The following is a 17,098-nucleotide window of genomic DNA, read 5'->3' as shown; positions in this document are numbered from 1 at the left end:
GGTGAAGCCTTTGTTGTGTGATCGATAGACACCCCTGCGATACCGGAATCTGCGTATGCGACAGAAACGATCAAATCGACTTGTTATTGCTCTTGTTAGTATTCTGCGACGCAAGGACCTCTGCACTACGCACACAGAGCGCTGGACCCAGAAAGATGATACAACAACAATAAGTTTCAAATACAATGTCATAAGAACCTGAGAAGTGTCACCGCCAGTTCGTGGAGGTATCGAAATTGAGATTGTCTGTCTTTTGCGTTTTTACCCTGGCCTTGCCGTTTCCCTGTTTTTCACAGGAATCAGCTCCGACCGACATTAAGAATGCCATTCTGACCAGCAGATCAGGCGATTGCGCTGACTACATTGGTAGCTACAAAGCGGACGTCGAAGATATCCAAAAGGGCACCTCCTACGAGGCACAAGTTAAGATAGACGCCGACAACGAGACTTGTACAATTGCTACGAATGGGACACCCAACCATGACTTCAATGGTGCGACAGCACGTTTTGCCAATGACTTTCGTCCTTTGTTGAGTGAATTCCAAATTACGCGAAAGCCAGAAAAGGCTACAAACCCGAGTCCCCTCGGCCAACAGGCATACAACGCCATATTGTTGAATGGCGTACCTGTGGATTTGCTTTCGGCAGGTTGCTATCGACCAGATGCTCCCCGAGCTGACAAAAACGGCAACGTGCTTGCTGGTTGTACCATCCGCGACCCGTGGCTGATCGATCCGCCATATTACGATAAGTACTTTGGGGTTGATCTACATAATGCGCATACACAGCCAGATGGCAGGTATCACTACCATTCGAACCCGAACGCATTGTTCAATGACCGACAGTTCGATGCGCCTTCTCCAGTAATCGGTTTTGCGTCAGACGGTTTCCCGATATTCGGAACAATCTTTGAGGATAGCGATGGGAAAATTCGAGCGGCCATCTCGGGCTATGAGTTGAAGTCGACAGAGAGGCCAAAACCGCCGAACGGCCCGGGTGGTATGCCGGATGGCACTTACACTGAAGACTATGAGTTTACTGGCAATGGAGATCTGGATGAATGCAATGGTATGACCGTCGATGGTCAATACGGGTACTATGTCACAAGCTCGTATCCATGGATTCTGAATTGCTACACAGGAACTCCCAACCCTTCGTTCCGAAAGTGATATGGCAACGGTTGGCTAAAACTGTCCAATCTGTGGCGCCGCCGGTAAGAAAAAAACGAGTGCTATCGAGATTTACAGTATGCACTTAGCTAGTTTGAAAGAATCCGCCGCGGCCTATAGACACCCACCCCCAACACTGCTAAATGCACCCAATCTTACGGCCTCGGATTCGTTCCGGGGCCTCTGATATTTGTAACCGGGGACCTTCGGGGCCCTATACCCTTGGCACCTACGGGGGCCTATCACATAGCGGGGCAACGCCCTGCACTTGCTAAACGGAAGACAGAAAGCATGGCACTCAAGTCGTACAAGCCGACGACGCCGGGCCAGCGCGGGCTGGTGCTGATCGACCGTTCGGAGCTTTGGAAAGGACGTCCGGTCAAATCTCTCACAGAGGGTTTGACCAAATCGGGCGGCCGGAACAACACCGGACGGATCACTTCACGCCGCCGCGGCGGTGGCGCAAAGCGTCTCTACCGGATCGTTGACTTCAAACGGAACAAATTTGATGTCGCGGCAACCGTCGAGCGGATCGAATATGACCCGAACCGGACCGCATTCATCGCACTGGTAAAATACGAAGACGGCGAGCAGGCATATATCCTGGCTCCGCAGCGTCTGGCTGTTGGTGACAAAGTCGTGGCATCCGCCAAGGCCGACATCAAGCCGGGCAACGCAATGCCGTTCTCGGGCATGCCCATTGGTACCATCGTCCACAACATCGAGATGAAGCCTGGCAAAGGTGGTCAGATCGCACGTGCGGCGGGTACTTACGCTCAGTTCGTTGGTCGCGATGGCGGCTACGCTCAGATCCGTCTGAGCTCGGGCGAGCTGCGCATGGTCCGTCAGGAATGCATGGCCACCGTTGGTGCCGTGTCCAACCCCGACAACAGCAACCAAAACCTCGGTAAAGCCGGTCGTATGCGCCACAAGGGCGTTCGTCCGTCGGTTCGTGGTGTTGCTATGAACCCGATCGATCACCCGCACGGTGGTGGTGAAGGTCGTACTTCGGGTGGCCGTACACCGGTTACGCCGTGGGGTAAGGACACCAAGGGTAAGCGTACCCGCAACAAGAACAAAGCGTCCCAGAAGCTGATCATCCGCTCGCGGCACGCCAAGAAGAAGGGACGTTAATCTATGTCTCGCTCTGTTTGGAAGGGTCCTTTCGTCGATGCTTACGTGCTGAAAAAAGCCGAAGCAGCGCGCGAGTCGGGCCGCAACGAAGTCATCAAAATCTGGTCGCGTCGTTCCACCATTCTGCCCCAGTTCGTGGGTCTGACCTTTGGTGTGTACAACGGCCAGAAGCATATCCCCGTCAACGTCTCGGAAGACATGATCGGTCAGAAGTTCGGTGAATACTCGCCAACTCGTACCTATTACGGTCACGCCGCTGACAAAAAAGCGAAGCGGAAGTAAGTCATGGGCAAGGAAAAGAACCCCCGCCGCGTGGCTGAAAACGAAGCAATGGCGAAAACGCGCATGCTTCGCACCAGCCCGCAGAAACTGAACCTGGTTGCGCAAATGATCCGCGGCAAGAAAGTTGAGAAGGCTCTGACCGACCTGACTTTCTCGAACAAGCGTGTCGCGCAGGACGTCAAGAAGTGCCTGCAATCCGCAATCGCGAATGCCGAAAACAACCACAACCTGGACGTTGACGAGCTGATCGTCGCCGAAGCATGGGTTGGCAAGAACCTGGTCATGAAGCGCGGTCGTCCGCGTGCCCGTGGCCGTTTCGGCAAGATCATGAAGCCGTTCTCGGAGATCACCATCAAGGTGCGTCAAGTTGAGGAGCAAGCCTAATGGGTCATAAAGTAAATCCGATCGGCATGCGCCTGCAGGTCAACCGCACCTGGGACAGCCGCTGGTACGCCGACACCAAGGACTACGGTGATCTTCTGCTGGAAGACCTCAAGATCCGTGAATTCATCAACAAAGAGTGCAAGCAGGCCGGTGTTGCCCGTGTGATCATCGAACGTCCGCACAAGAAGTGCCGCGTTACGATCCACACTGCACGTCCCGGTGTCATCATCGGCAAGAAAGGTGCGGACATTGAAGTTCTGCGCAAAAAGCTTGCTCGTATGACCGACAGCGAACTGCACCTGAACATCGTCGAAGTGCGCAAGCCCGAGCTTGACGCGCAGCTGGTTGCCGAGTCCATCGCTCAGCAGCTGGAGCGCCGCGTCTCGTTCCGTCGCGCCATGAAGCGCTCGGTTCAGAATGCTATGCGCATGGGCGCCCTGGGTATCCGGGTGAACGTCGCTGGTCGTCTGGGCGGCGCTGAAATCGCACGGACCGAGTGGTACCGCGAAGGCCGCGTGCCTCTGCACACCCTGCGTGCCGACATCGATTACGCACATGCCGAAGCGATGACTCCTTACGGGATCATCGGGATCAAGGTCTGGATCTTCAAAGGTGAGATCATGGAGCACGATCCGCAGGCACGTGACCGTAAAGCACAGGAACTCCAGGACGGCCCTGCACCTCGTGGTGCTGGTGGCGGTCGTCGCTAAGGAGGGAAAGATATGCTTCAACCAAAGCGTACTAAATTCCGCAAGATGCACAAAGGCCGGATCAAGGGTCTCGCCAAGGGCGGCTCTGATCTGAACTTTGGCACTTACGGCCTGAAAGCTCTTGAGCCTGAGCGTGTAACCGCACGCCAGATCGAAGCTGCACGTCGTGCCATGACGCGTCACATGAAGCGTCAGGGTCGTGTCTGGATCCGCATCTTCCCCGACACTCCGGTCACGGCTAAGCCGATCGAAGTTCGTATGGGTAAAGGTAAAGGTTCGGTCGACCGCTGGGCATGCAAAGTCAAGCCTGGCCGCGTGATGTTCGAGATCGACGGCGTCAATGACGACATCGCCCGCGAGGCCCTGCGCCTGGCTGCGATGAAGCTGCCGATCAAGACTCGCGTTGTGGTTCGCGAAGACTGGTAAGCGATCCGGGGGCTACCCCGTTCGTGACAAGATTGACCCCCGTCGGGAAACCGGCGGGGTTTTTAAATAGTTGCTTGCTTTTTTGGCAGATAGGGAATTCTGGTATTGGCGAGATCGAGGTCGCAGATCACAGTGCCACGCATGGGTCTAGTTCTCTACTTTGCAAAGTACACTCTCCTATTTGTAACCTTGCCCGCGTTGGTCATTGCCTATCTCGGAGGCGGTAAGTGGGTGTTTCGCGCCAACCTGTTGTTGTGCGGTGGAACCGCAGCTTGGCTCATATGGTTCTTCACTTTCAGTGGCCAATGTTGCCCTACAGGAATGGAGGGTCTTGCCATTCCTATTGCGATTGGCTTTTTGTTTTGTGCCGCTGTGTGGAGTTATTGCTGCTACGCCTTTGTCGCGCTGCTGGCGCTTTTACCTGACCAGAGAAAACGCTAGTACCCCACCATGCCACAGATTGAATCGCTCTTCGTTACCCGTCTCTATCGCGCAGCTTTGTCCGAGTTTGATCCCAAGATCGACGCGGGCGAGTTGGAAAGCTCTTGTCTTGTCATCGCCGAGGATGATGAGGCCGGGCAGGAATGGTGTGAGGAGAACGGCTATCCCGGTTATACCAGCTATGCCTCGCTGACCGATCTGCCCTGGCGGTTTCCGATTTTCGCCGATCTGGTAGCGGCGTTGGATCAGCATGTGGCGGCCTTTGCCAAGGATCTCGAATTCGATCTGGGTGAGGGTGAGCTAAAACTTGAAGATCTGTGGATCAACATTCTGCCCGAAGGCGGCATGCATTCCAGCCACTTGCACCCACACAGTGTGATCTCGGGTACGACCTATGTGGCAATGCCTGAGGGGGCGAGTGCGTTGAAACTGGAAGACCCCCGCTCAGGCCGTATGATGGCTGCGCCGACGCGCCTGAAAGGCGGGCGGCGCGATCTGCAGCCGTTCATCTATGTGAAACCCAAGATCGGAGATGTTTTGCTATGGGAAAGCTGGCTACGACACGAGGTGCCGATAAACATGGCCGAGTGTCCAGCCCCAATTCTATGGGCCAGTTTTGAGCAAGGTTTCTGGAACGGGCGGTCGCATGTTTAGAGCCTGATGGGGTCTGACACGATTGTACTGTCTAAGCCAGGTATTGATGACGATCTGAGCCTGTTTGGTGGTGTGGAACCATTCTGCGTTGAGGACTTCCCGGCGCAGAGTGCCATTGAAGCGCTCGTTGTATCCATTCTCCCAAGGTGATCCCGGGTAGATTTGGATCGGCTTAATGCCCACCTTTCTTAACCAGGTCTGCAGGGCCGTTGCGATGAACTCCGCGCCGTTGTCGGAACGGATGTGTTCGGGCTTCCCGTGCCGCAATAAGAGTGGGTAGAGCGCATCCAGCACGTCTGCGCTGTTCATCTTCGGCTTGACCGCTACGCAGAGCGCCTCACGGGTATACTCATCCAGCACCGTCAGCATCTTGTAGCTCTGTCCGTTGCTCAGCTTGTCGTGGACAAAGTCAATGCTCCAGATGTGATTGGGATGTTGCGGTCGGAGCCGGATGATCGAGCTGTCCTTGTGGTACAGCCGTTTGCGTTTCTTGTGCCGTTGTGGGAGCTGCAAGCCTTCTTCGCGCCATAGTCGTTCGATCTTTTTATGATTGACTGCCCAGCCTTCGACACGCAGCAGCTCGGCGACCTTGCGGTAGCCGTAGCGCCCATACCGTTTGGCCAATCGGATCATCGCCAGACGTAACGCCTCATCATCCTTTGGCGCTGCGCGGTATTGCAGCGTGCTCCGCGCCAATCCAATCACGCGACAGGTGCGCCGTTCAGAGGTTGCCAGCTTTTGTCGGGTATGCATCACGGCCTGACGAAGCTGGTCTGCCGTCAGGCCTTCGGCTTTAGATAATCAAGGCTCTCCTTGAGAATGAGCTTGTCCAGTTCAAGCTCGGCCACGATCTTCTTGAGCCGATCATTCTCTTTCTGCAGTGCCTTCAGATTGGCCATCTCAGATCGTCCCATCCCACCAAACCGCTTGCGCCATGTGTAATAGGTCGCATCACTGACACCAGCCGTTCTGCACGCCGTCGCGACATCCGAACCAGATGCCAGGCCCAGCTCAATCTCGCGCAAAAGCCGCAGAATATCTTCGTCCGAATACCGTTTCCGCGCCATCAATCCCGTCTCCAAAACTAAGCCAACTGTGGCACAGTTTTAGGGGGCCAAGACACGAGGACGAGCGAATATCTGTCAGCTTCAACTATAAATGGGAGTGAAGCATCTTGAAGCGCCAAGGTGAAAGCGTTCCGGGTGTTTCTTAGGAGGATACTATGACCAAAACAGCTCTCGTCACAGGCGCATCATCCGGAATTGGCCGGGAACTGGCGCGTTATCATGCGTCACAAGGCGGCAATCTGATCATCAGTGCGCGGCGCAGGGATGCGTTGGATGCCCTTAAATTAGAGCTTGAGGCTGCGCATGGCATCACAGTCACTGCAATTCCGCTTGACCTGGGTGCTGTTGGAGGCGCGGACAAACTTTACGCGGCCGTCAAGCGCGAACATCTGACGGTCGACTACCTGATCAATAATGCCGGATTTGGAGGGCATGGGGCTTTTTTGGATCGCCGCCTTTCCGATGATCTGGATATGATCCGGCTGAACGTCGAAGCCCTTGTATCTCTGTGCCATCTGTTCGGCACGGATATGGTCGGTGGCGGTGGCGGAAAGATACTGAATGTCAGTTCGACTGCCGCGCATATGCCGGGTCCGCTGCAGGCGACCTATTTTGCCACCAAAGCCTATGTTTCAAGTTTCAGTCAGGCGCTCGCGGAAGAGCTGAAGGGTAATGGCGTCACGGTGACCGCGCTGGAGCCGGGTTATGTCGCGACCGAGTTTGCTGCTGCGGCAAATCTTGAGGGCACGAAGCTTGTCGCCCAAAAGGGATCGACCGCTCAGGCTGTGGCTAAGATCGGCTATGACGCCATGATCGATGGGAAGCTTACGGTGATCAACGACAAGTCGCTCGCGTTTGTGCTGGGCTGGGTCTTGCCGTTCCTGCCACGTCGTACTCGTCTGAATATGGTTCGGAAAATGCAGGAGAAGGGCGCCTGAACACCCGGCCTCCTTTGTGAGGATCAAGAATCGTCGCGGTTGTGATCAGACGATCCGGGTTCTTAGCGCGACAGGAATTGGGAAACGGGCAGATTCATCCACCTGAAAACGGAACGAAACTTTCCCTTGCCACCCACCCCCCAAACCCTTATACGGCGGCATCCTACGATCTCCCGGCGTTGTCGGGCGATTCGTATGTCTATCATTCATCCACCAGGTCCAAGGTGACCCTGAAAGGGGGCCTTCTGGTGTTTTGAGCAAAGGAAAAAGGCGATGAACGCCCAAGAACTGCGTGACAAGACCCCGGACCAGCTCCGCGAGGAACTGGCCAACCTGAAGAAAGAAAGCTTTAACCTGCGCTTTCAACAGGCAACCGGTCAGCTGGAAAGCACTGCTGGTATCAAAGCGGCCCGCCGCAACGCTGCCCGCGTCAAAACCATTCTGAACGAAAAGGCCGCTGCCGCGGCATCGGAGGAGTAATCCTATGCCCAAGCGTATCCTGTCCGGCACCGTAACCAGCGACGCCAACGAACAGACCGTAACCGTATCCGTCGAGCGCCGCTTTACGCATCCGGTTCTGAAAAAAACCATCCGTAAGTCCAAGAAATACCGGGCTCACGATGAAAAGAACGCCTTCAAGGTCGGTGACACCGTTCGCATCATCGAATGCGCACCGAAATCGAAGACGAAACGTTGGGAGGTTCTGGAGGCGTAAGCCCCCAGGACTTTTTCATTTGTCGAAACCCTGGGGGATTTAACGAGACCAGCCCCCACAGGTCGGGAGAAACCACATGATCCAGATGCAGACCAATCTGGATGTCGCTGACAACTCCGGCGCACGCCGAGTTCAGTGCATCAAGGTCCTGGGTGGTTCCAAGCGTAAATACGCCTCCGTTGGCGACATCATTGTCGTCTCGGTGAAGGAAGCCATCCCGCGCGGCCGCGTAAAGAAAGGTGACGTCCGTAAGGCCGTCGTCGTACGCACCGCCAAGGAAGTCCGTCGCGAAGACGGCACAGCGATCCGTTTCGATCGCAACGCCGCCGTCATCCTGAACAATAACAACGAGCCAGTCGGTACACGTATCTTTGGCCCTGTTGTTCGTGAACTGCGCGGCAAGAACTTCATGAAAATCATCTCGCTGGCTCCGGAGGTGCTGTAATCATGGCTGCTAAACTCCGCAAAGGCGACAAGGTCGTCGTGCTGGCCGGTAAGGACAAGGGCAAAGAAGGAACCATTTCCTCGGTTGACCCCAAAGCCGGTAAAGCTGTTGTCGAAGGCATCAACATTGCCATCCGTCACACACGTCAGTCGCAAACCTCGCAAGGTGGTCGCCTGCCTCAGGCAAACCCGATCGAGCTGTCGAACCTGGCGCTGCTGGACAAGAACGGCAAAGCAACCCGCGTTGGCTTCCGCATGGAAGGTGACAAGAAGGTCCGCTTCGCCAAGACCACAGGGGACGTGATCGATGCTTGATTCCGCAACCTACACCCCGCGTCTGAAAGCTCAGTACGTTGAAACCATCCGTGCCGCTCTGAAAGAAGAGTTCGGCTATAAGAACGACATGCAGCTGCCCAAGCTGGAGAAAATCGTTCTGAACATCGGTTGTGGTGCTGAGGCGGTTAAAGACTCGAAGAAAGCGAAAGCTGCTGTCGAAGATCTGACTGCGATTGCCGGTCAACAGGCCGTTGCAACTAAGGCGAAGAAGTCGATCGCGGGTTTCCGTGTTCGTGAGGACATGCCGTTAGGTGCGAAAGTAACCCTGCGCGGTGACCGGATGTACGAATTCCTGGATCGTCTGATCACCATCGCGATGCCGCGTATTCGTGACTTCCGCGGTGTGAAGCCGTCTTTCGATGGTCAAGGCAACTTTGCCATGGGCATGAAAGAGCACATCGTGTTCCCGGAAATCGACTTCGACAAAGTCGACGAGGTCTGGGGCCTGGATATCGTAATTGCCACCACAGCGAAAACCGACGCTGAAGCTAAGGCACTGTTGAAAGCGTTCAACATGCCGTTCAACGCATAAGCGCCGGGAGGATTGAGACATGGCTAAAAAAGCAATGATCGAACGCGAGAAGAAGCGCGAACGCCTGGTGGCCAAATATGCCGCAAAGCGTGCCGAGCTTAAAGAAATCGCGAATGACGAGAGCAAGCCGATGGAAGAGCGTTTCAAAGCGCGTCTGAAACTGGCGAAACTGCCGCGCAACAGCTCGGCTACCCGTCTGCACAACCGTTGTCAGCTGACCGGTCGTCCCCACGCTTACTACCGTAAGCTGAAGGTCAGCCGTATCGCGCTGCGCGAGCTGGGTTCTGCTGGTCAGATCCCCGGCATGGTGAAATCGAGCTGGTAAGGGAGACATAGATATGAATGATCCTATCGGCGATATGCTCACCCGTATCCGCAACGCGCAAATGCGCGGCAAGTCCACCGTTTCCACCCCGGCGTCCAAGCTGCGCGGTTGGGTTCTGGACGTGCTGGCGGACGAAGGTTACATCCGTGGCTATGAAAAGACGACCGGTGAAAACGGTCATCCGGCCATCGAAATCAGCCTGAAATATTACGAAGGCACCCCTGTCATTCGCGAACTAAAGCGGGTCTCGAAGCCCGGTCGTCGCGTCTACATGGGCGTCAATGACATCCCGCAGGTCCGTCAGGGTCTGGGAGTGTCGATTGTCAGCACTCCGAAAGGTGTGATGTCGGACCAGAACGCACGCTCCAACAATGTTGGCGGCGAAGTGCTCTGCACCGTCTTCTAAGGAGGTCTGCAATGTCTCGTATTGGTAAAAAACCGGTCGAGCTGCCCAGCGGCGTTTCCGCCTCTGTGTCGGGTCAGACCATCGAAGTGAAAGGTCCGAAAGGCACCCGCAGCTTCACCGCAACCGATGACGTAACGCTATCGGTCGAAGACAACGTTGTGCAGATCAACCCCCGTGGGATGTCCAAGCGCGCGCGCCAGCAGTGGGGCATGAGCCGTACTATGGTTGCCAATCTTGTTGAAGGCGTAACAAACGGCTTCAAAAAAGAGTTGGAGATCCAAGGTGTTGGTTACCGGGCTCAGATGCAGGGCAACACCCTGAAGCTAAACCTGGGCTACAGCCACGATGTTGATTTCACCGCTCCGGAAGGTGTCACCATCACCGCACCGAAGCAGACCGAGATCGTTGTGGAAGGTATCGACCAGCAGCAGGTGGGCGAAGTCGCGGCCAAAATCCGCGAATGGCGCCGTCCCGAGCCGTACAAAGGCAAGGGCATCCGCTATAAGGGCGAGTTCATCTTCCGCAAGGAAGGCAAGAAGAAGTAAGGACGCAAACAATGGCAAACAGCAAAAGAACCCTGTTTCTGAAGCGCCGCCTGCGCGTTCGGAACAAACTTCGCAAGGTCAACGCGGGTCGTCCGCGTTTGTCCGTACACCGTTCGAACAAGAACATCTCTGTTCAGCTGATCGACGACGTACGTGGCGTGACCCTGGCCTCGGCCTCGACCCTGGAAAAGGATCTGGGTGTTGTTGGCAAGAACAACGTCGAAGCGGCCACCAAAGTGGGCGCGGCCATCGCTGAGCGTGCCAAGAAGGCAGGCGTCGAAGAGGCCTATTTCGATCGTGGTGGCTTCCTGTTCCACGGCAAGGTGAAGGCAGTTGCCGACGCCGCGCGTGAAGGTGGTCTGAAGATCTAAGACTTGCGGGCAGCTTTGCGGCTGCCCCGATGATCCGGGGGCCTCGGCAACAGTCGGGGCTCACTTGGATTGAAGCAAACGGCGCCGTATGCGCCACATGAGAAAAGGGATGCCAAATGGCAGAACGTGAAAACCGTCGGGGCCGTGGCCGCGACCGTGAAGAAGCACCGGAATTTGCCGATCGTCTGGTCGCAATCAACCGCGTGTCGAAAACCGTAAAAGGTGGTAAGCGCTTTGGCTTCGCCGCTCTGGTGGTTGTCGGCGATCAGAAAGGCCGCGTTGGCTTTGGCAAAGGTAAAGCGAAAGAAGTACCTGAGGCCATCCGCAAGGCGACTGAACAAGCCAAGCGTCAGATGATCCGCGTGCAGCTGCGCGAAGGTCGGACTCTGCACCACGATATCGAAGGCCGTCACGGCGCTGGTAAAGTGGTCATGCGCACCGCACCTGAAGGTACCGGTATCATTGCCGGTGGTCCGATGCGTGCCGTGTTCGAAATGCTGGGCGTCAAGGACGTTGTGTCCAAGTCGCTGGGCTCGCAGAACCCGTACAACATGATCCGCGCCACCATCAACGGCCTGCAAAAAGAGCAGAGCCCGCGTTCGGTTGCCGCACGTCGTGGTAAAAAAGTTGCCGACATCCTGCCCAAGCGGGACGAAGCCCCTGCGGCCGAAGCGCCTGCTGAAGCCGAAGCATAAGGAGAGCGAGTCATGGCAAAAACCATCGTCGTCAAGCAGATCGGTTCCCCGATCCGCCGCCCCGCCGAACAGCGCGCAACCCTGATCGGTCTGGGCCTGAACAAGATGCACAAGACCCGCGAGCTGGAAGATACCCCTTCGGTCCGCGGCATGGTCAACAAGATCCCGCATCTGGTTGAGATCATCGAAGAGCGCGGCTAAGCGCAGCATCTTTTGAGAATCGAAAGGTCCCCGCAGCTTTTGGGGGCTTTTTTTGTGCTCGCGATCATGTTTGTCTGCTTTGAGCCCACTTCGACCAATGCTGTGCGATGCCCCAATGACAGCAACGCGCAGTAAGCCGGCGTTGGCCGCTTTCAAGGCGGCCCAAAGCAGTCCACAATTACCAAATTGGATGCCCACCCGCAACTGCTTCAAAGCAGCCGTTCTAAGGCCTCCAAATTGAGTAGGAACGGTTCTATCTTGATTGAGACTTGGCAGAAATGAGCTTAGGCTACATCCCAGAAAGCCCTGCATTAGTGTTCAATAGAAACTGGCGGAAAATTGGGCTGCTTGCCGCTCCAATACCTCGGGCGTTTTCCCCAACAGCTGCAGCTTCTACAACCGGAGGAATCAAACCGCGTTTGTCTTGGTTGACTAGGTAACGACGAACCCGTGAGACCAGCTCTTCCCGTATTTCAGGCGGGAACGCACCGTCGATGAAAATCGCCTCAAAGTCGATGACCGCGCAAATAGACAGCGCAGCCTTGGCCAATTCCTGTGCCGTTGTACCGATCCATGGTTCGACATAGCGAGAAATGCTGCTCCAATCTTGCGGCTTTTTCCACAGGATATCCGGTTCAACGCCCGCTTCTATCAACCTGTCCTCAAGCAGAAACAGCGAGGCAGTGTCGATCAGTTGCTGACTTTCACCCAAAGGACCCGTTGTCCGCATTGCACCTAATGCGCCAGCATTGCCTTGGTTGCCCTCAAATACGGTGCCGTTCAATGCGACGCCACCTCCAATCATTGAGCCGATGAAGAAATAAAAATAGTCTCGATACTCGGCTCCACGGCCATAGAGATGTTCGGCGTGACACGCGGCCGTCGCGTCATTGACCACAAAAACCGGCAGGTCACTGAACTTGGCCACTTCGGAAGAAAAGTTCACATTTCTCCAGGATCTGAATTTCTGAGCCGCAAGCCCAGATAGGTCGTGCCACTTCCACAGCTCGAACGGTGTTCCGATCCCGATCCCGCATACACGATCGCGAAACTTCTGGGGTTCATTGGCCAGAAGTTTTCCCAGCCCTTCTTCCAGAAATCCGAACACCGCTTCGGGCAACGGGTAGTCATAGGTCGTCGAAAGCTGATGGCGCGGCGCGCCTTTAAAATCGATCAAAAGAAGATCCGCGCTGCGACGGCCGATCTTCATTCCCACAGAAAGGATCCCTTCAGGATTCAGCTCCATGGGGATCGAAGGCTTCCCAACCTTCCCTCTCAACGGGGTCCCACGCTTGAGAAACTCGTCCTTTTCCAGCTTACGCAGAATGATCGAAACTGTTTGCGGAGACAGGCCCGTCAGCCGCGCGACATCGGCACCGGCAGTAGGTCCATGCCGTTGTAAAACCGTCAAAATCAGGCGTTCGTTGTGGTCACGAACACCGCTTTGGCTTACCCCGCCGGTTAGTATTTTCAGCGCCTCTTTATCCATCAACTTCAACATAAACACCTTGTTTTCTTATGAAAAGATGCGTGGGCAAATTAATAAATAAACTTTATTTATTTATTGACACAGAGGCTAGAATCACGGTTTCTTGAATAGGACCTTCATTGGAGGATGGAGGCGCGCCCTGGCGCTATTCCGCGCGGGGCAACAACAATTTTCTGGGAGGACAAGATGAGAAATCTACTCAAGCTCGCTGCATCCGCGACTGCGCTGACACTGGCGGCTGTATCTGCGCATGCGGCGGGTGAAACAGTCTGCCTGATCACCAAGACCGACACCAACCCCTTCTTCGTCAAGATGAAGGAGGGCGCGACCGCCAAGGCAGAAGAGCTGGGCATGACGCTCAAGGCGTTTGCTGGCAAGGTTGATGGGGACCATGAAACTCAGGTCCAGGCCATTGAAACCTGCATTCTTGATGGCGCAAAAGGCATTCTGCTGACGGCATCTGATACCAGCTCGATCGTTCCTGCGGTCAAACAGGCGCGGGATGCGGGTGTTCTGGTTATTGCGCTGGATACGCCGCTTAACCCGATTGACTCGGCGGACGCGACATTCGCGACTGACAACTACAAAGCCGGACTGCTGATTGGTCAATGGGCCAAAGCCAAAATGGGTGACGCAGCAGCCGATGCCAAGATCGCGACACTGGATCTGAACGTCAGCCAGCCGACGGTGGACGTTCTGCGCAATCAGGGTTTCCTCGACGGGTTCGGCGTGGAACTGGCGGACCCGAATGTAATTGGTGACGAAACCGATGCGCGTCTGGTCGGCAGTGACGTGACCGACGGCAACGAGGAAGGCGGACGCCGCGCGATGGAAAACCTTCTGGCCAAGGATTCATCGATCAACGTTGTTCACACGATCAACGAGCCGGCTGCTGCGGGTGCATATGAGGCGCTGAAATCCATCGGGCGTGAAAACGACGTGCTGATCGTTTCGGTCGACGGCGGGTGCCCTGGTGTCCAAAACGTCGAAGCCGGTGTGATCGGCGCAACAAGCCAGCAATACCCGCTGTTGATGGCCTCACTTGGTGTTGAGGCCGTGAAGAAATGGGCCGAAGAGGGCGTGAAGCCTGAAAACACGCCCGGCAAGGACTTCTATGACACGGGCGTCGCGCTCATCACCGACCAGCCGGTTGATGGGGTCGAGTCGCTATCGGTCGCAGAAGGCCTGGATCTCTGCTGGGGTTAATCTCAGCATTTCTGGATGAGGCGCGCCACAGCGCCTCATCAATCCATTCGCCTGCAAACCGAAACTTCCTGTAAACTGAGTTCGTGGACGCGACGCCAGCCACGAAAAGGGGGAGATATGTCTGAAGCAAACCAAAACGCCCAGGAATTCGAAACCGCCGCCAACGCGTCAGAAACCGTTGCGGAGTTTGAAGATCACCGGCGTGGTGTTCTGGGGAAGTTGCAGCATCTTCTCCACGTCAATCCATCCTTTGTGCCCTTGATCGTTCTGGTTGGCGCGATCGTAATTTTCGGCCTTCTGCTGGGGTCCAAGTTCTTCTCTCCCTTTGCGATGACACTGATCCTGCAGCAGGTTCAGATCGTGGGCATCGTGGCCGCTGCGCAAAGCCTTGTCATCCTGACCGCCGGCATCGACCTGAGCGTCGGTGCGATCATGGTGTTTTCATCCGTTATCATGGGTCAATTCACCTTTCGATACGGCATCCCCGTGCCTATTGCGGTTATGTGTGGACTGGCGATGGGAACGCTGATCGGGGCTCTCAATGGTTGGCTGGTCAGTCGTGTGAAACTGCCCCCTTTCATCGTCACTCTTGGGATGTGGCAGATCGTTCTGGCGACAAACTTCCTTTATTCCGCGAACGAGACCATTCGCAGTCAAGATATCGAGGCAAATGCCCCTTTCCTACAATTCTTTGGCACCAAATTCAGCATCGGTGGCGCGACCTTCACGGTTGGCGTGATCTTCATGCTCGTTCTGATTTTCGTGCTGGCTTACGCGCTCAAACACACGGCCTGGGGGCGGCATGTTTACGCGGTGGGGGATGACCCTGAGGCGGCCGAGCTCTCCGGTGTGAACGTGCACAGAACGCTGATGTCCGTTTATATGTTATCCGGTTTGATCTGTGCTTTTGCCGGCTGGGCTTTGATCGGGCGCATCGGATCAGTCTCGCCGACCTCCGGCCAATTGGCCAATATTGAGAGCATTACCGCCGTTGTGATTGGCGGCATCTCACTGTTCGGCGGGCGAGGCTCCATTCTTGGTTCGTTGTTCGGAGCACTGATCGTCGGCGTGTTTACGCTGGGGCTGAGGCTGCTGGGCGCAGATGCGCAGTGGACCTTCCTGCTCATCGGGCTTCTCATCATCGCGGCGGTCGCCGTCGACCAGTGGATCAGAAAGGTATCGGGCTGATGTCAGACACAACGCCAGTCGTCCAAGGGCGCGGGATCGTGAAGCGCTATGGTCACGTTACCGCTATCGACCATTCTGATTTCGAACTGCGCCAGGGGGAAATCCTTGCGGTGATCGGTGATAACGGCGCGGGCAAATCGTCCATCGTCAAGGCGATCTGCGGGGCAACAATACCGGATGAGGGCGAGATTCTGATCGAAGGAAAGAAGGTCAACTTCACCTCTCCGATCGACGCCCGGAGCATGGGAATCGAGATTGTCTATCAGCAGCTTGCTATGTCTCCTGCCCTATCGATCGCGGACAACATGTTCATGGGGCGCGAGATCCGCAAACAGGGGTTCATGGGCAAATACATGCGTAAGCTTGACCGTCCAGCGATGGAGAAGTTCGCCCGTGAAAAACTGACCGAGCTTGGGCTGATGACTGTACAGTCGATCAATCAGGCGGTTGAGACTCTCTCTGGTGGCCAACGCCAAGGTGTTGCCGTTGCTCGTGCCGCTGCCTTTGCAACCAAATTTATCATCATGGACGAACCGACGGCTGCTTTGGGCGTCAAGGAAAGCCGCAAGGTACTTGAGCTGATCCAGGACGTGCGGGCGCGTGGCATTCCGATCATTTTAATCAGCCACAACATGCCGCATGTCTTCGAAGTCGCCGATCGGATCCATGTGCACCGGCTGGGCAAACGTCTTTGTACGATCGACCCCAAGGACTACACGATGTCCGACGCCGTGGCCTTCATGACGGGTGCCAAGGAACCTCCAAAAGAGGACGCCGTGTGATCGAGCAGGATGCAAATCACGTTTGCGATCTGATATCCTCCCGGAGGCAGGTTGTGGTTCGGACGATTGTTGCAATCGCCGGCCCCCCTGCATCCGGAAAATCGACCTTGGCGAAAGCCGTTGTGCAATCGCTGAACACGCAACAGAGCTCGGCGGTTCCTTCAGCCACGCTTGTGCCAATGGATGGTTACCATTTGGACAATCGCGTTTTGGAAACGCGAGGCTTGCGGGCCAAAAAAGGCTTACCGGAAACGTTCGATGCAGCTGGTTTTTGTAAAGCAATTAGGGCGCTGAAATTAGCGCGATATGAATCCTTTCATCCCAAGTTCGACCGTCAAATGGACCTGTCCATCGCCAATGCGATTGCGGTGCACCCTGAAACTCCGACTGTGGTTGTAGAAGGGAACTACCTTTTGATGAAAAGCAACCCGTGGAGGGCGTTGGAGGACGTTTACACCGCAACGGTTTTTGTCAGCCCCACACTGCAAGAACTCGAAAGCAGGTTACAGCACCGCTGGATCAAGCATGGGTTTGACCCGCAAATCGCGCTGCAACGCGCAAAACGAACGATCTGCCCAACGCTGAACGTGTCATCCGTGATAGCCGGAAAGCGGATCTTACACTGAGCCAGAGCTACACCGAATTCGGGATGCGCTAC

General features: G+C 55.6%; 25 protein-coding genes and 1 pseudogene. 24 read left to right on the top strand and 2 right to left on the bottom strand.

Going from position 1 to position 17,098, the window contains the following annotated elements; all coding sequences use genetic code 11:
- The first annotated feature begins 236 nt into the window (after positions 1-236).
- The 8 genes from ACR3ES_RS22150 to ACR3ES_RS22115 all read left to right on the top strand — a co-directional run bounded on the left by ACR3ES_RS22150 (position 237) and on the right by ACR3ES_RS22115 (position 5,200).
- Positions 237-1,169, top strand: a complete 933-nt coding sequence (locus ACR3ES_RS22150; protein ID WP_170437277.1) for a YHYH protein — start codon at positions 237-239, stop codon at positions 1,167-1,169.
- Between the two features lie 291 nt (positions 1,170-1,460).
- Positions 1,461-2,303, top strand: a complete 843-nt coding sequence (gene rplB / locus ACR3ES_RS22145; RefSeq protein ID WP_008757664.1) for a 50S ribosomal protein L2 — start codon at positions 1,461-1,463, stop codon at positions 2,301-2,303.
- A 3-nt stretch (positions 2,304-2,306) separates the two neighbouring features.
- On the top strand, positions 2,307-2,585 hold the full coding sequence (rpsS, locus tag ACR3ES_RS22140; RefSeq protein WP_005980699.1) for a 30S ribosomal protein S19: 279 nt from the start codon (positions 2,307-2,309) through the stop codon (positions 2,583-2,585).
- 3 nt (positions 2,586-2,588) lie between these two features.
- Positions 2,589-2,969 (top strand): 50S ribosomal protein L22, encoded by a 381-nt coding sequence (rplV, locus tag ACR3ES_RS22135; RefSeq protein WP_039538267.1) that lies wholly within the window; start codon positions 2,589-2,591, stop codon positions 2,967-2,969.
- Positions 2,969-3,679 (top strand): 30S ribosomal protein S3, encoded by a 711-nt coding sequence (rpsC, locus tag ACR3ES_RS22130; RefSeq protein ID WP_008758042.1) that lies wholly within the window; start codon positions 2,969-2,971, stop codon positions 3,677-3,679. The genes rplV and rpsC overlap by 1 nt, the downstream gene beginning before the upstream one ends.
- A gap of 12 nt (positions 3,680-3,691) precedes the next feature.
- Positions 3,692-4,105 (top strand): 50S ribosomal protein L16, encoded by a 414-nt coding sequence (gene rplP, locus ACR3ES_RS22125; RefSeq protein ID WP_058283513.1) that lies wholly within the window; start codon positions 3,692-3,694, stop codon positions 4,103-4,105.
- 141 nt (positions 4,106-4,246) lie between these two features.
- A complete protein-coding gene (locus ACR3ES_RS22120) occupies positions 4,247-4,546 on the top strand; it encodes a hypothetical protein (protein ID WP_480493529.1) in 300 nt (99 codons plus the stop codon).
- A gap of 9 nt (positions 4,547-4,555) precedes the next feature.
- On the top strand, positions 4,556-5,200 hold the full coding sequence (locus ACR3ES_RS22115; RefSeq protein WP_480424531.1) for a TIGR02466 family protein: 645 nt from the start codon (positions 4,556-4,558) through the stop codon (positions 5,198-5,200).
- Here the strand turns inward: ACR3ES_RS22115 and ACR3ES_RS22110 are convergent.
- Positions 5,150-6,267: pseudogene (locus ACR3ES_RS22110) on the bottom strand (IS3 family transposase). The gene ACR3ES_RS22115 and the pseudogene ACR3ES_RS22110 overlap by 51 nt on opposite strands.
- Positions 6,268-6,422: 155 nt before the next feature.
- On the opposite strand from ACR3ES_RS22110, the gene ACR3ES_RS22105 reads away from it, so the two are divergent.
- The 12 genes from ACR3ES_RS22105 (at position 6,423) to rpmD (ending at position 11,775) form a co-directional block, all read left to right on the top strand.
- Positions 6,423-7,205 carry an SDR family NAD(P)-dependent oxidoreductase gene (locus tag ACR3ES_RS22105; RefSeq protein ID WP_170437281.1) on the top strand — a complete coding sequence of 261 codons (783 nt, stop codon included), beginning with the start codon at positions 6,423-6,425 and terminating at the stop codon, positions 7,203-7,205.
- A gap of 273 nt (positions 7,206-7,478) precedes the next feature.
- Complete coding sequence (gene rpmC, locus ACR3ES_RS22100; RefSeq protein WP_037311745.1) at positions 7,479-7,685, top strand: 50S ribosomal protein L29; 207 nt, start codon at positions 7,479-7,481, stop codon at positions 7,683-7,685.
- A gap of 4 nt (positions 7,686-7,689) precedes the next feature.
- Entirely contained in the window at positions 7,690-7,920 is a 231-nt protein-coding gene (gene rpsQ, locus ACR3ES_RS22095) for a 30S ribosomal protein S17 (RefSeq protein WP_008757253.1), read from the top strand.
- A 76-nt stretch (positions 7,921-7,996) separates the two neighbouring features.
- On the top strand, positions 7,997-8,365 hold the full coding sequence (gene rplN / locus ACR3ES_RS22090) for a 50S ribosomal protein L14 (protein WP_008757934.1): 369 nt from the start codon (positions 7,997-7,999) through the stop codon (positions 8,363-8,365).
- 2 nt (positions 8,366-8,367) lie between these two features.
- A complete protein-coding gene (gene rplX / locus ACR3ES_RS22085) occupies positions 8,368-8,679 on the top strand; it encodes a 50S ribosomal protein L24 (RefSeq protein WP_068340764.1) in 312 nt (103 codons plus the stop codon).
- Positions 8,672-9,232 (top strand): 50S ribosomal protein L5, encoded by a 561-nt coding sequence (gene rplE, locus ACR3ES_RS22080; protein ID WP_170437283.1) that lies wholly within the window; start codon positions 8,672-8,674, stop codon positions 9,230-9,232. The genes rplX and rplE overlap by 8 nt, the downstream gene beginning before the upstream one ends.
- 19 nt (positions 9,233-9,251) lie before the next feature.
- Positions 9,252-9,557 carry a 30S ribosomal protein S14 gene (rpsN, locus tag ACR3ES_RS22075; RefSeq protein WP_010437098.1) on the top strand — a complete coding sequence of 102 codons (306 nt, stop codon included), beginning with the start codon at positions 9,252-9,254 and terminating at the stop codon, positions 9,555-9,557.
- A gap of 13 nt (positions 9,558-9,570) precedes the next feature.
- A complete protein-coding gene (gene rpsH / locus ACR3ES_RS22070; RefSeq protein ID WP_039523381.1) occupies positions 9,571-9,963 on the top strand; it encodes a 30S ribosomal protein S8 in 393 nt (130 codons plus the stop codon).
- An 11-nt stretch (positions 9,964-9,974) separates the two neighbouring features.
- Complete coding sequence (rplF, locus tag ACR3ES_RS22065; protein WP_010437101.1) at positions 9,975-10,508, top strand: 50S ribosomal protein L6; 534 nt, start codon at positions 9,975-9,977, stop codon at positions 10,506-10,508.
- A gap of 11 nt (positions 10,509-10,519) precedes the next feature.
- The gene (gene rplR / locus ACR3ES_RS22060) at positions 10,520-10,879 is read left to right on the top strand and encodes a 50S ribosomal protein L18 (RefSeq protein ID WP_010437103.1); all 360 of its coding nucleotides are present in this window, start codon (positions 10,520-10,522) and stop codon (positions 10,877-10,879) included.
- A gap of 116 nt (positions 10,880-10,995) precedes the next feature.
- Entirely contained in the window at positions 10,996-11,574 is a 579-nt protein-coding gene (rpsE, locus tag ACR3ES_RS22055) for a 30S ribosomal protein S5 (RefSeq protein ID WP_039523389.1), read from the top strand.
- 12 nt (positions 11,575-11,586) lie between these two features.
- Positions 11,587-11,775 (top strand): 50S ribosomal protein L30, encoded by a 189-nt coding sequence (gene rpmD, locus ACR3ES_RS22050; protein WP_008757946.1) that lies wholly within the window; start codon positions 11,587-11,589, stop codon positions 11,773-11,775.
- A gap of 289 nt (positions 11,776-12,064) precedes the next feature.
- Here the strand turns inward: rpmD and ACR3ES_RS22045 are convergent, their stop codons facing one another.
- Positions 12,065-13,264 carry an ROK family transcriptional regulator gene (locus ACR3ES_RS22045; RefSeq protein ID WP_170437303.1) on the bottom strand — a complete coding sequence of 400 codons (1,200 nt, stop codon included), beginning with the start codon at positions 13,262-13,264 and terminating at the stop codon, positions 12,065-12,067.
- A 186-nt stretch (positions 13,265-13,450) separates the two neighbouring features.
- Between ACR3ES_RS22045 and ACR3ES_RS22040 the strand changes: the two genes are divergently transcribed.
- The 4 genes from ACR3ES_RS22040 to ACR3ES_RS22025 all read left to right on the top strand — a co-directional run bounded on the left by ACR3ES_RS22040 (position 13,451) and on the right by ACR3ES_RS22025 (position 17,066).
- The gene (locus ACR3ES_RS22040; RefSeq protein ID WP_170437285.1) at positions 13,451-14,470 is read left to right on the top strand and encodes a sugar ABC transporter substrate-binding protein; all 1,020 of its coding nucleotides are present in this window, start codon (positions 13,451-13,453) and stop codon (positions 14,468-14,470) included.
- Between the two features lie 117 nt (positions 14,471-14,587).
- Positions 14,588-15,658, top strand: coding sequence for an ABC transporter permease (locus ACR3ES_RS22035; protein WP_170392953.1), 1,071 nt, complete (start codon positions 14,588-14,590; stop codon positions 15,656-15,658).
- Complete coding sequence (locus tag ACR3ES_RS22030; RefSeq protein WP_480424527.1) at positions 15,658-16,440, top strand: ATP-binding cassette domain-containing protein; 783 nt, start codon at positions 15,658-15,660, stop codon at positions 16,438-16,440. Before ACR3ES_RS22035 ends, ACR3ES_RS22030 begins: the two co-directional genes overlap by 1 nt.
- Before the next feature lie 53 nt (positions 16,441-16,493).
- Entirely contained in the window at positions 16,494-17,066 is a 573-nt protein-coding gene (locus ACR3ES_RS22025; protein ID WP_170437288.1) for a GTPase, read from the top strand.
- The last annotated feature ends 32 nt before the right edge of the window (positions 17,067-17,098 follow it).

This window comes from Ruegeria sp. B1 (assembly GCF_056535885.1).
The sequence above is the reverse complement of the archived record's forward strand: the minus strand, read 5'-3'. Positions and strand labels throughout refer to the sequence as shown.

Coding starts and splice junctions, on each gene's coding strand:
- rplB (WP_008757664.1), top strand. CDS start 1,461: ATGGCACTCAAGTCGTACAAGCCGACGACGCCGGGCCAGCGCGGGCTG.
- rpsS (WP_005980699.1), top strand. CDS start 2,307: ATGTCTCGCTCTGTTTGGAAGGGTCCTTTCGTCGATGCTTACGTGCTG.
- rplV (WP_039538267.1), top strand. CDS start 2,589: ATGGGCAAGGAAAAGAACCCCCGCCGCGTGGCTGAAAACGAAGCAATG.
- rpsC (WP_008758042.1), top strand. CDS start 2,969: ATGGGTCATAAAGTAAATCCGATCGGCATGCGCCTGCAGGTCAACCGC.
- rplP (WP_058283513.1), top strand. CDS start 3,692: ATGCTTCAACCAAAGCGTACTAAATTCCGCAAGATGCACAAAGGCCGG.
- ACR3ES_RS22120 (WP_480493529.1), top strand. CDS start 4,247: ATGGGTCTAGTTCTCTACTTTGCAAAGTACACTCTCCTATTTGTAACC.
- ACR3ES_RS22115 (WP_480424531.1), top strand. CDS start 4,556: ATGCCACAGATTGAATCGCTCTTCGTTACCCGTCTCTATCGCGCAGCT.
- ACR3ES_RS22105 (WP_170437281.1), top strand. CDS start 6,423: ATGACCAAAACAGCTCTCGTCACAGGCGCATCATCCGGAATTGGCCGG.
- rpmC (WP_037311745.1), top strand. CDS start 7,479: ATGAACGCCCAAGAACTGCGTGACAAGACCCCGGACCAGCTCCGCGAG.
- rpsQ (WP_008757253.1), top strand. CDS start 7,690: ATGCCCAAGCGTATCCTGTCCGGCACCGTAACCAGCGACGCCAACGAA.
- rplN (WP_008757934.1), top strand. CDS start 7,997: ATGATCCAGATGCAGACCAATCTGGATGTCGCTGACAACTCCGGCGCA.
- rplX (WP_068340764.1), top strand. CDS start 8,368: ATGGCTGCTAAACTCCGCAAAGGCGACAAGGTCGTCGTGCTGGCCGGT.
- rplE (WP_170437283.1), top strand. CDS start 8,672: ATGCTTGATTCCGCAACCTACACCCCGCGTCTGAAAGCTCAGTACGTT.
- rpsN (WP_010437098.1), top strand. CDS start 9,252: ATGGCTAAAAAAGCAATGATCGAACGCGAGAAGAAGCGCGAACGCCTG.
- rpsH (WP_039523381.1), top strand. CDS start 9,571: ATGAATGATCCTATCGGCGATATGCTCACCCGTATCCGCAACGCGCAA.
- rplF (WP_010437101.1), top strand. CDS start 9,975: ATGTCTCGTATTGGTAAAAAACCGGTCGAGCTGCCCAGCGGCGTTTCC.
- rplR (WP_010437103.1), top strand. CDS start 10,520: ATGGCAAACAGCAAAAGAACCCTGTTTCTGAAGCGCCGCCTGCGCGTT.
- rpsE (WP_039523389.1), top strand. CDS start 10,996: ATGGCAGAACGTGAAAACCGTCGGGGCCGTGGCCGCGACCGTGAAGAA.
- rpmD (WP_008757946.1), top strand. CDS start 11,587: ATGGCAAAAACCATCGTCGTCAAGCAGATCGGTTCCCCGATCCGCCGC.
- ACR3ES_RS22045 (WP_170437303.1), bottom strand. CDS start 13,264: ATGGATAAAGAGGCGCTGAAAATACTAACCGGCGGGGTAAGCCAAAGC.
- ACR3ES_RS22040 (WP_170437285.1), top strand. CDS start 13,451: ATGAGAAATCTACTCAAGCTCGCTGCATCCGCGACTGCGCTGACACTG.
- ACR3ES_RS22035 (WP_170392953.1), top strand. CDS start 14,588: ATGTCTGAAGCAAACCAAAACGCCCAGGAATTCGAAACCGCCGCCAAC.
- ACR3ES_RS22030 (WP_480424527.1), top strand. CDS start 15,658: ATGTCAGACACAACGCCAGTCGTCCAAGGGCGCGGGATCGTGAAGCGC.